Source organism: Enterococcus saigonensis, from assembly GCF_011397115.1.
Taxonomy (GTDB): Bacteria; Bacillota; Bacilli; order Lactobacillales; family Enterococcaceae; genus Enterococcus_C; species Enterococcus_C saigonensis.
This window is the reverse complement of record NZ_AP022822.1, coordinates 1190688-1202811: the sequence shown is the minus strand read 5'-3', so window position 1 is coordinate 1202811 and position 12124 is coordinate 1190688. Positions and strand designations below refer to the sequence as shown.

The following is a 12124-nucleotide window of genomic DNA, read 5'->3' as shown; positions in this document are numbered from 1 at the left end:
GTCTTTCCTCCAAACTATTTCGCTGTAACTAAGGTAGTTAACCAACAACTTTTTTATAGTGTAACACAGCGCTTGTGTACTTGAATCAAACTATAGTCCTACTTCCTCTTATATTTTAGCGGTTCCGTAACGTAAATAGCAAGGAAAAACACGGAAGTGACAAACTCGTTAGACTATTCAATAATTTGAATCATTAAAATATCCGGGTTGTCAGAAAGTTCATATACTAAACAATCTTCGTCAATATCTTTTGGTACGGTCAACGTAAACATAATCAAATATTTGCGATTTGCTTTGGTACTTTCACGCGTAATCTTAAGTTCAGAAGCATCTACAATAATTTTTTGTTGCGTTAAATATTCTTTTATATAGGCGATGGTTTCATCCCCATGCTCAATTTCAACTTGCAATCGTCTTACTTTTGGTAATGGAACAAGATACGCTACTAAAGCTAAAGCCATCATAATTGAACAAAAACCAGTCAATGAAATTAAATAAAACCCCATGCCTAAAGCAATCCCAATTGCTGCTACTGCCCAAACAGAGGCTGCAGTTGTAAGTCCTTTGACCGTTTGCTTAGTCATGATTATTGTCCCAGCTCCCAAAAAACCAATACCACTAACCACTTGCGCGACAAGACGAGTTTGGTCAGCAGTCATTACATTGGCTAATTTAGGCATTTGTTGCGCAAACTCAACCGTCTGAGAGGCAACTTCATCTTGAATTAAAGCAATTATTGCAGCGCCGACACAAACTAAAATATGTGTTTTCATGCCCGCAGGACGACTTTTGTATTCTCTTTCAAATCCAATTGCACCGCCCATTATAATTGCTAAAGATAAACGGCCAATGATTTCAAAAGCAGTCAAATCATATTCGTGCATAACATCAACTCCCGACCCTTTTCTTCTAGCATAGCATATTAGAAAGCGTTTTTCTTTTTTAGACCATCAAAATTTAATTGCCAAATCATTTCTCGATTAATTCAAAAAATAACCGCAACTGATAACAATATATGTACAACAAAAAACCTCAGAGAAAAACTCTGAGGTAAAATTTTCTATTTAACTGCTTCTTCTACTAATTCAACGACTTCTTCCATTGTATCGCAATCATTTAATGCTTTATCAGCAAGAACTTTCATATCTTCAGTAGACAGACGTTTCATTAAACTACGTGTTTTAAGGATTGATGTTGCACTCATTGAAAATTCATCTAAGCCCATCCCCATTAAAATTGGCACAGCAGTTTGATCACCAGCCATCTCACCACACATACCTGCCCATTTGCCTTCAGCATGTGCTGAGTCGATTACATTTTTAATTAAACGTAAAATAGATGGGTTATATGGTTGATAAAGATAAGACACACGTTCATTCATCCGGTCTGCAGCCATTGTGTATTGGATTAAATCATTAGTACCAATACTAAAGAAGTCAACTTCTTTGGCAAATTTGTCTGCTAGGACAGCTGCCGCAGGAATTTCAATCATAATACCAACTTGGATTGTATCAGAAACTGTTACACCCTCGTTGATTAATTTTTGACGTTCTTCATCATACATTTTTTTAGCCGCTCTAAATTCTTTCAAAGTTGCTACCATCGGGAACATGATGCGTAAGTTACCAAAGGCAGATGCACGTAACAATGCACGCAATTGTGTACGGAACATGTCATCTCCTAATTCAGATAAGCTAATACGCAATGCGCGATAACCTAAGAAAGGATTCATTTCATGCGGTAAAGTCAGGTAAGGTAATTCTTTATCGCCACCAATGTCCATGGTACGAACAACAACTGGCTTATCACCCATACCTTCTAAAACTGCCTTATAAGCTTCAAATTGATCTTCTTCAGTTGGAAAATCAGAAGAATCCATATAAAGGAATTCAGTTCTATATAATCCAATAGCTTCAGCGCCATTATTGTGTACACCTTCCAAATCTTTTGGTGTTCCAATATTAGCCGCTAATTCAAAGTGTTTACCATCAGCTGTGATGGTATCTGCTTCTTTTAATTTTTCCCATTCAGCTTTTTGTGCAGCAAATTCTGCGCCCGCTTTTTGGAATTCAGCTTTTTGATCTTCTGTCGGATCGATAATCACATCACCAATAATACCATTAACAGCTAGAATATCTCCTGCTTTTACTTTAGCAGTAATTTCTTTTGTCCCAACAATTGCTGGAATTTCAAGAGAACGTGCCATAATTGCAGAGTGAGAGGTCCGTCCGCCAATATCGGTAACAAAAGCTTTGACGAATTTACGATCTAATTGTGCAGTATCACTTGGTGTTAAATCATGGGCAACCACAACAACCTCTTCATTAATCATTGAAGGATTTGGTAAAGTAACCCCTAATAAATGTGCTAAGACACGTTTGGCAACGTCACGGATATCAGCTGCGCGTTCTTGCATGTAAGCATTGTCATCCATTGCTTCAAACATGCCAATATACATGTCAGTAACTTCTTTCAATGCTGATTCAGCATTGACTTTGTTATCTTTCACGTTTTGTTTAATTTGACCGATCATTTCAGGGTCTGACAAAACCATTAAATGAGCGTCAAATACTTGAGCTTCTGCTTCACCCAAACTTTGCGCTGCTTTTTCCCGAATTTGCTGTAATTCTTCGGTAGATTTTGCTAAAGCATCGTCTATTCTTTTTTCCTCTGCTTCAGTATCTTCTACAGAAATTTTGTTAAAGGATAAATCCGGTTGAACTAGCAGGTAAGCTTTTGCGACGGCAACTCCGTCACTTGCGGCGATCCCTTTTAGCATTTCAACCATTATTCAGATAATCCTTCTTTCTTCATTGTTTCAACGATTGCTGCCATTGCATCAGCTTCGTCAGCGCCTTCAGCAGTGATTGTTACATCGGAACCTTGGCCAACACCAAGAGACATAACACCCATGATAGATTTAAGATTTACAGATTTACCTTTGTACTCTAAGTTGATGTCAGAGTTAAATTTGCTAGCAGTTTGTACTAATAATGTAGCTGGACGTGCGTGAATCCCAGTTTCTGCTACTACGTGAAAATCTTTTTTTTCCATATTAATCGGTCTCCTTTGTGAAACAAGTTTTTTGTGAGGGTTTTCTTTTTTAACAGTCCAAATAAACTATTAAAAAGGCCCTTTCAACTGTTAAGATTACCATTTTTTTTTCAATCGTACAACCGTTTTCTCTTATATATAGGGAAAAGTTATCTAGTCCAATTAGAATACGAATGTCTTCTCTATTAAAAAAACAATTATCAGTAAAACATCTTTTAAAATTCGTATGAAGAATGCGAAAGAATAGAAAAAGTAGCTATTATTACTAACGGACAAATTACTTGCACCAATAAATAAATTTAGTATAATACAGATATGGTCAGCAAAGGTCAAAGATAACTTTGACTTGACCCCGCTTTTTAAGTGTATCTTTTTACGGAATAAAAAAAGCGCGCTACAATAATAACTGTAAGTAAATCCATGAAAGGTCGTGAATTATTTATGCTTTGTCAAAACTGTGGCAAAAATGAAGCTACCATTCATTTATACGCAAATGTAAATGGCCAAAGAAAGCAATTAGACTACTGCCAAAGCTGCTACCAAAAATTGAAAAATCAAACAGGTAGCCAAACAAGTATGATGGCACAAGATCCATTTGGCTTTGGAAGTCTTGACGATTTATTTCGTCAAATGTCCCAACAAATGCAGCCTAGAAATACTGATGAACAAACTCCCCCTACTCAATTTGGCGGAGGAAATAACTTTAATGGCGGTCAGCCCCCACGTCAAAATCAAGGGTCAAATGGTCTTTTAGGAGAATATGGCATTAATATTACAGAACAAGCTCGTAATGGAGATATTGATCCTGTTGTTGGACGTGATGACGAAATTAAACGCGTTATTGAAATTTTGAACCGCCGAACAAAGAATAATCCGGTTTTAATTGGTGAGCCTGGCGTTGGTAAGACCGCTGTCGTTGAAGGATTGGCACAAAAAATCGTTGATGGTGATGTTCCCCAAAAACTGCTTGAAAAAGAAGTTATTCGCTTAGATGTCGCTTCACTTGTTCAAGGAACAGGTATTCGCGGACAATTCGAAGAACGCATGCAAAAATTAATTGACGAAATCAAGCAAGCTGAAAATGTTATCTTATTCATTGATGAAGTGCATGAAATTGTAGGTGCCGGAGCCGCTGGTGATGGAAACATGGATGCTGGAAATATCTTAAAGCCAGCTTTAGCACGTGGAGAGTTACAGATGGTCGGTGCTACTACTTTAAATGAGTATCGCATCATTGAAAAAGATGCAGCTTTGGAACGCCGAATGCAACCAGTCCGAGTGGAGGAACCTTCTGTTGAAGAAACTATTGCAATTTTGAAGGGTTTACAACCGCGTTATGAAGATTATCATCATGTAAAATATACTGAGGAAGCGATTAAAGCTGCTGCCACACTTTCCAATCGCTATATTCAAGATCGTTTTTTACCAGATAAAGCAATTGATTTACTAGATGAATCTGGTTCTAAGAAAAACTTAACAATTCAATTAGTTGATCCAAAAGCGATTGAGAAAAAATTAGCAGATGCCGAAGCCCAAAAACAACAAGCTTCCAAAGAAGAAGACTTTGAAAAAGCAGCTTATTATCGTGATCAAATTAATAAATTAGAAGAAATGAAAAATAAACAGATTAGTGACGAGGAAACACCGACGATTACTGAAAAAGATATGGAGCAAATTGTTGAAGAACGTACCGGTATCCCAGTTGGTGAACTAAAAGAAAAAGAACAAACACAATTAAAAAATCTTGGTCCTGATTTGAAGAAACACGTTATTGGTCAGGATGAAGCAATTGATAAGGTAGCTAAAGCCATTCGTCGTAACCGTGTTGGTTTAGGTAAGAAAAACCGCCCGATTGGTTCTTTTCTATTTGTAGGACCAACAGGTGTTGGTAAAACAGAATTAGCCAAACAACTAGCCTATGAAATGTTTGGTTCTGAAGATTCGATGATTCGTTTTGATATGTCTGAATACATGGAAAAACACAGTGTGGCTAAATTAATCGGATCTCCTCCAGGTTATGTTGGTTATGACGAAGCAGGTCAGTTAACAGAAAAAGTTCGTCGTAATCCCTACAGCTTAATTCTGTTGGACGAAATTGAAAAGGCCCATCCAGATGTTTTGCATATGTTCTTACAAATTCTAGATGATGGTCGCCTCACTGATGCCCAAGGGCGAACTGTTAGCTTTAAAGATACACTAATTATTATGACTAGTAATGCTGGTACCGGTAATGTTGAAGCTAGCGTTGGTTTCGGTGCTGCTAGAGAAGGTGTAACACGCTCTGTCTTAAATCAGTTAAACAACTACTTCTCGCCTGAATTCTTAAACCGTTTTGACGGAATTATTGAATTCAAAGCCTTGAGTAAAGATAATTTATTGCACATTGTTGAATTGATGTTAAATGAAGTAAATGAAATGCTAATCTCTCAACATATCCACATCACTGTACCAAAAGATGTGGAAGAAAAACTAGTTGACCTGGGCTACAATCCTTCAATGGGCGCGCGTCCACTACGTCGTACTATTCAAGATCAAATTGAAGACGGTATTGCAGAATATTATTTGGATCATCCAACAGCAAAAGAACTGACAGCACGCTTAACTAAAGATGACAAAATTGAGGTTATCGCTTTACAAACTAATGAATCAGAAAATACCAAGCAAGAACCTTTAGCTGAAAATGATCTCCCAGAAGAATAATTACTACATTTAATAAAAAGCATGTGAGCTGACGTTCGTAATCGTTTGTTCACATGCTTTTTTAGCTTAGAAATAAAAAACGTTTAGATAACTACTAAAATCGGCAAATTTTGTCTGTTTTCTCAAGTGTAATCACTTTGCTAATTAAGTTTGGAACCGTATAATAATAGGTAAGTTAGTTCAAACTTGCCTTGAAGGAGTGAACCAGATGAAATTAATCAACGTAACCAATAGCCACTCGCGTTTGGTACGCAATCAGTTAGAAAATACGGATGCAGAGATGGTGAAAGTTTATACGGCGGGCAATACCACTATCGTCTATACAGTTGCCCCTAGCCACAACGAAATTTTATTGATTAATAAAAAGCGCAATCTCAATGAACGTGAAATTAACGAAGTAAAAGAATATTTTTTAAAAAAAATGCCTTTAAGCAGTTACGAACCTGATGCAATTACCCAAATTGAACTGCCTGGTTTAGTAGAAATTTCAATTAAGACAAATCAATTAAGTAACAACGCCTCATAAAACAAGCTGGGATAAAAAGCGATTTAGCTTCTTATCCCAGCTTGTTTTATATAACTAATTTATATGTGCTAAAGCTTATTAAAACGAATGAATTTTCTATACTCCATCTACCATTAATGTTTAGTTTTATCTCTTTGACCGATATTCAATTGATTATTTTGCTCTTTTTGCCTTTTTTTAAAAATGTGGAATAAAAAATCATCCGTAGCATCAAATGAACTTTCACCTTCAACAATCCAATAATTTGTATTTTCTTCGGGGACTAATGACCCCGAACAGGTAATTACTGCATCATATTTTTCTTTAGAGGCTGTATTCATCAAAGAATAATCAACAAATGGTAAATCTTCGATTCGATTAATCAGCGAATATAATAAAAAGTGATTGGGAAAACCAATAATCCCCACTTTTATTTTTTCTGTTTTCTCGCTACGCTCAACTTGTGGTAAAGTCACAATCGTTAAAAGATTAATTAAGTCCTCACTTGCGCTCGTCTGTATTGCTTCGCTGATATAGCCATGTAAAATTTCATAATTTGGATGTTGAATTTTTAAACTCTCTAAAATAAAATCCAAGTTTTTTGGTGCTTTCCCTTTAAATAATTCTTGGCGTAAGAATATTGTTTGATAATTTAACAGAATCAATTCTTGCTTACCGCGAGAAAAATTTTGAAAATAAGGTATCATTTTGTCAAAAAAAGCTTTTGACTTTTCTTTTGAAGCGGTCAAATTTTTATAATTTTTTCGTACGTATGATAATCGCGGATCGTCTTCTGAAAAATACTGCGGCCAATAAAAAATCATGTAGGAAATAAAATTAGCTTCCCTTTGCTGATATGTCTCAGCCACACCCGTTTGAGCCAGCTTTTGTTTAAAGCGTAAATTAATTGTTGTAGGGTATAAAAAATGATTGATTTCTGGCTCATCCACATAATAGCCCAATTTAGTCCGCAGCAAACTAATTGACTGATAAACCGTAAACTCCCTTTGTTCTACATACTTTAAAAAAGTCAGGTCCTCTTCATCAAACAAAGTATTTAAATCTACGTTTTGCCTTTCAAAGTACTGAAATAGTTCTGCCCCAAAATCAACCATCCATAAGAAATTAAAGTACATAATTCGGACTAATGCTTCTCGTCCTGTCACTTCCATTTGCAGGCAATTTAATCGGATACTCTTTTCTTTTAAATAAGCAACTAACGGTTTTAGTCGCCGCATTAAAGAAGATTGACTTAAATCGGTTTGTTGTCCAAACTCTTTTAAATCCATTTCAGGTTGAAGTAATGTTGTAATTAAAACGCGATAAGGAACACTAGTTTGGAAAAGAAACTGTTGGTATGTGTGGAACTTGGGTAGATTACCATCAATTTGGACTTTTTCTTTTTCTGTGAACAATACGTAACCTGTTTCTAGGTCTTTTAAATCTTGATTCATTTGATTTAATAAATTTGCTGTTTTTATATGTGAAAAACCGGTATATTTTTCAAAATAATGAATTGGATATAAGCCGCGCTCAAGTTCTAACATATGCTTAAAGAGCATTAGTTTGTTTTGAGCTGGATCGTCTAATAAAATATTTTCTAACATTCTATTTCCCCTTTTGATTTTATACTTCATAATAGCACAAATATGTTTTTTTTCGCTAGATAGTTACGTTTTTAAAAAAAATTTTTTCATTTTGAATAAGTTCATAGAATTTTTTTGGCTTTTTGGACAACTATAGTCTTTTGTTAATCACTTTTTTATATCAAAAAAAATGCAGCATTGCTAAAAACGCTGCATTAAAACTTCTAGTATTATTTACCGCTACTTATTACAATTAATCACAGGGGCTACCTAATAATTAATTTTATTTAACTGTTTTCCTACACCGAGAGACAATTACCGTAATACTTATTATAATTATTAGTATCCCCATAACGAGGTAGTTCGTATTTATCTCATCCCCTGTTTGTGGGTAAAACTCTTTTTTTGTCGAAACATAGACAACTTCATTGGATGTTGAACTTGAAGTGGTTTCCCCTGGCTCTGAAACAGACGACTCAACAGGCATGTTTAACACTCCTGTTACTTGAATATCTCCATTCATCTGCAAGCCCTCCTACAAAATTAAGGTGTTTCCGTTTCTTCTACCCAACTAACAGCTTTAAATTCAAGCGTCATGGTGTAATTTTCAGTAATTGTACTATCCACTGCATCCATAACTTCTCCAACATATCTAAAAGCAACAGTATTAGCAGTTGGTTGCAGATCCTGATCATTTTTACCAAGTTTCCCATTTTTATTTGCAAGTGTATGAATAAGCACTCCGTTATTCTCTGAAGTTACTAAACCATCTTCAATAATTTTAGGGTTTCCTTTAGCAAAGCCATTCAATGCAACCTCATACTCAGCTTGGGCAGAAGGATCCGGATCATCTTTTGCTATTCCCTTAAAAAAAATATCCACTGGACGACCAGAATTATTAGTAATTGTATAGTCAGGTGATGTGATAGGCGCACCTGCATTTGGGCTGGCGCTATAAAAGATTGTCTCTAATGGAAGTGTAACATTAATCCAAGCATCATCTTCTTCTACAATTGTCGCACCCTCATCTGTATTATCAATACCTAATGTCCCATTTATCTTAATCTCTCCAGAATCTTCACCAATAATATTCTGTTCTGCATATGCCGGTAGGGCCACCAACACGACACTTGATAGTGCAACTAAACCAAATATTTTTTTCATTTTTCCTCTTCCTTTCTTTTTTTATTTCACTACAAAATCAATCGCTGCGGCAACTTGTCCACGTTTTCCTTTGGTATTACCATCATAAATGCTAAAAAGCGCAGTTGCCGGATAACTCCCCTCCTCCAATTTTTTTTCCAGAGTAGCTCCTTTTATTTCATAACCCGGGTGAATAGCACCCGAGGTATAAACTAATTCATTTGAATCTTTTAACCGAATTTCCACGTTGATTGGATTGGCGTTATGAGGTGGATTTTGAATAAACAAATCACTCTTTGTACCTTGTTGTACATTGGCAGTGGGGGCGATAACCATGTTGAACTGGCTCGCATCTACTTTTTTTTGCGCCAATTGTTGCAATTCTTCACCTGAAATTTTGGCTGCATCTTTTCCATCCGGTAAAAACTCGCCACTAACAATCGTCACAGGTACATCAGGTTGATTAAAATGACGATAAACAAAATATCCCCCAACACTTAACAATAAAAGTAATAATAAAAGTAAAATTATTTTTTTGTTTTTTTGATTGGACTGCGTGTTAGTTGTATTCATTCTGTTACTCCCCCGTTCTCGTAAATTCCAAAATCATATTGTATTTTGTGTTGATTTCCTTACCTGCGTTACCAAAGTATTCACCTGTAAACTGTAAATTTATTTGCTGATCGATATCTAATTCTCCCATATCAACATTTGCTAAATCTTTTTTTAATGTAGTGGGTTCTTCACTGTCTTTTGCTAGCTGTAAATATAAGTGACCTTTCGTATCGCCGTCTATATTTTCTAACAAGTCAACGCCTGACTCGCCGTCTTCACTAAAAGAATTTATCTTTAATTCAATTGGATAAGCACTATTATTTTTGACTCGATAGCGTTGTGAAGTGACTAGTAGTCGTCTGTCTTCTTCAGACATTTCGGTATTAAAGAACATTTCAGTTGGGAATGTTACATTGAGTGCATCCGTCTTTGTGGTAAAAGATATTTCATACCATTCACTATCACCTGATTCAAAACTCGCTTTGATTTGGACATAAAGCCAATATTCTGTCTGTTCTGCTAAATTGGTAAACGCTACAGAACTTGTAATTTCTGCTTCAGTAAGCTCTGTTGCTTCTGCTTCTTCTACTTTTGCTCCTATCTTTTGTTCAGCGATTTTATCAGTATCATTAAAGTTTTCAGTATCTTGCTGCTCACTAAATAGCAAATAATCTACGCCAGTAATAACATTATTGTTGGTCAAATAATCAGTCAGATTAAAAGCAGCGCTAGTATCTTTAACCACTTGTTTGACATCTCGTATCACCGCTGGATTAGGGAGGCGTTGTAAGACAATACTTCTTGCTCCTCGAATCGTTGTTTTTTCGTCTGTCTCAAAATCGTCTTGAGGCGAATTTAACGTGAAATCGGTCCCATTCGAACTAATAACAGCACCACTACCAATAATGGTATTTATAGGAGTATTGCCTGCCGTAATACCGTAACCGGTAATTCCGGGAATGAATTCAGAAAATGTGAATCCTGCATTGACAGGCTCCTTGTTTGTTAATCCAGAAACATTAAAAGATAAACGATAAGCATTATCAATAATGAAATTATCGGCAGGAATGGTATTACTAAAAACTTGATTTGCATTTGTTACTGCCATATTTAACGTTGAGTCCTTCGCAAAATTGAGTGTGGAAGCATTATTAAAATTGAAGCTATCCTCAAAACTCATGTCGAGCTTTCCACCCTCATCAACTTGAAGAATCATTCGTTTACTAGCGGAAACAAACCTTCGATCCCCATTAATCTTAAGCGATGCTCCCTCACCAATTTTCATCGTCCCATTCCCTGAAAAGCTATCAACAAATTGATCACTTATTGTGTTATAATCCACAACCGCTCCTGCCTCTAATTCAAAACTAAAATCACGTCCTGTCCCATATGTCACGATCGAATTGCTCTGTCCAGTATCATGTTCAACTGTCGTATGGCTATCTTTTTTAAATAGAAAATGATTACATTCTGCAAATTCTTGAGATGAGATCCCATCTTGCACTGAGAAAAAGTTTTCTCCTGAAAAGACAACTTTACTATCTTTCCCACGATTAAAAAAAGGTTGCGCTCCTCTATTTGAATAATATTTGACATTTTCAACTTCAACTGTAACATTTGAATAAGTAGTATTTCCTCGGCAAAGACCGTAGTACTCATTAGTAGTTACGGAATAATCGGATGAACCAAATGTCATATTCATAAATTTCACCCAAACATTATTTGCTTTAACTTCAAGAGTATTCTTGTTGTATGATATGGTACGACCACTACCATCAATCGTAACATTACTTGTAACTTGAGGAGAACTTACATCAAAATAAAAAATTTCCTCTGAAGGAGCTAATTTAATGTACGCAATTTGTGGATCTTCAATTGCTGTTTTTAGCTCTGCTGAATTTTCGACAATTCGCGGATCATCTTGGGAAGTCCCACTACCACTTGCCTGTATACCTACAGCACGACTGATACTTTCTTTTGTCGGCGGGTCTTTAGACTCACTTTCTTTTGTAATGCTATCGGCTACTTGCTCCTCAGCGATTACTTGTTCCTCAGAACTAGCACTTGTTTGGCTCTCAAGGGTTGCACTAATGCTATCATGAAGTTCTAATTTTTTAGTGGATTCAGTAGTCGTTTCGTGCGTTTTTTCACTTGAACTTTCATCATAATTTTGGGTCGCGGAAAACGAGGAAGAACCCGTTGCAAAAAGAAGTTGGGTACCTAAAAGCAAAGCGCTTAATTTTTTTATACCAATCATTCCAGATAATCTCCCTTCTTTTAGTACTCAATACGAATTCATAAAATTAAAACAATATAATACTAATTAATTAAATACTAATTTATAATCCGATATTTTTCAAATAAAATGAATATTACATCTGTTATTATCGTTGGAAAAACAACGAATCACACTAATTTTCACTAAAAACAGCATAGATATTTTCTAATTCGAGGGGTTATAATTTTACGCTTCATTAAATAATGAAGTGAATTCAAATAAATTTATTAGATAGCACAAAAAAAGCTATGCAACGTGATTGCATAGCCTAAAACAACAACTTAAGTTTTATATTATAAAATT

General features: G+C 35.7%; 10 protein-coding genes. 2 read left to right on the top strand and 8 right to left on the bottom strand.

Annotation, left to right across the window (positions count from 1 at the left end; genetic code table 11):
- Positions 1-173: 173 nt before the first annotated feature.
- From EsVE80_RS05625 to EsVE80_RS05615, 3 genes are all read right to left on the bottom strand, one after another.
- Positions 174-884, bottom strand: coding sequence for an MgtC/SapB family protein (locus EsVE80_RS05625; protein ID WP_173102836.1), 711 nt, complete (start codon positions 882-884; stop codon positions 174-176).
- A gap of 176 nt (positions 885-1060) precedes the next feature.
- Entirely contained in the window at positions 1061-2788 is a 1728-nt protein-coding gene (gene ptsP, locus EsVE80_RS05620; RefSeq protein WP_173102835.1) for a phosphoenolpyruvate--protein phosphotransferase, read from the bottom strand.
- A complete protein-coding gene (locus tag EsVE80_RS05615; RefSeq protein WP_016172193.1) occupies positions 2788-3054 on the bottom strand; it encodes a phosphocarrier protein HPr in 267 nt (88 codons plus the stop codon). The genes ptsP and EsVE80_RS05615 overlap by 1 nt, the downstream gene beginning before the upstream one ends.
- Before the next feature lie 441 nt (positions 3055-3495).
- Between EsVE80_RS05615 and EsVE80_RS05610 the strand changes: the two genes are divergently transcribed.
- Together EsVE80_RS05610 and EsVE80_RS05605 are read left to right on the top strand one after the other, a co-directional pair.
- Positions 3496-5754, top strand: coding sequence for an ATP-dependent Clp protease ATP-binding subunit (locus EsVE80_RS05610; protein WP_173104130.1), 2259 nt, complete (start codon positions 3496-3498; stop codon positions 5752-5754).
- 208 nt (positions 5755-5962) lie between these two features.
- Entirely contained in the window at positions 5963-6280 is a 318-nt protein-coding gene (locus tag EsVE80_RS05605) for a DUF1827 family protein (RefSeq protein WP_173102834.1), read from the top strand.
- A gap of 113 nt (positions 6281-6393) precedes the next feature.
- Here EsVE80_RS05605 and EsVE80_RS05600 read toward each other — a convergent pair whose 3' ends face one another.
- The 5 genes from EsVE80_RS05600 to EsVE80_RS05580 all read right to left on the bottom strand — a co-directional run bounded on the left by EsVE80_RS05600 (position 6394) and on the right by EsVE80_RS05580 (position 11800).
- Entirely contained in the window at positions 6394-7866 is a 1473-nt protein-coding gene (locus EsVE80_RS05600) for a helix-turn-helix domain-containing protein (RefSeq protein ID WP_173102833.1), read from the bottom strand.
- A gap of 262 nt (positions 7867-8128) precedes the next feature.
- A complete protein-coding gene (locus EsVE80_RS05595; protein ID WP_173102832.1) occupies positions 8129-8368 on the bottom strand; it encodes an LPXTG cell wall anchor domain-containing protein in 240 nt (79 codons plus the stop codon).
- A 20-nt stretch (positions 8369-8388) separates the two neighbouring features.
- A complete protein-coding gene (locus tag EsVE80_RS05590; protein WP_173102831.1) occupies positions 8389-9009 on the bottom strand; it encodes a hypothetical protein in 621 nt (206 codons plus the stop codon).
- A 21-nt stretch (positions 9010-9030) separates the two neighbouring features.
- Entirely contained in the window at positions 9031-9561 is a 531-nt protein-coding gene (locus tag EsVE80_RS05585; protein WP_095006747.1) for a hypothetical protein, read from the bottom strand.
- A 4-nt stretch (positions 9562-9565) separates the two neighbouring features.
- Positions 9566-11800, bottom strand: a complete 2235-nt coding sequence (locus EsVE80_RS05580) for a pectate lyase-like adhesive domain-containing protein (RefSeq protein WP_173102830.1) — start codon at positions 11798-11800, stop codon at positions 9566-9568.
- Positions 11801-12124: the final 324 nt, after the last annotated feature.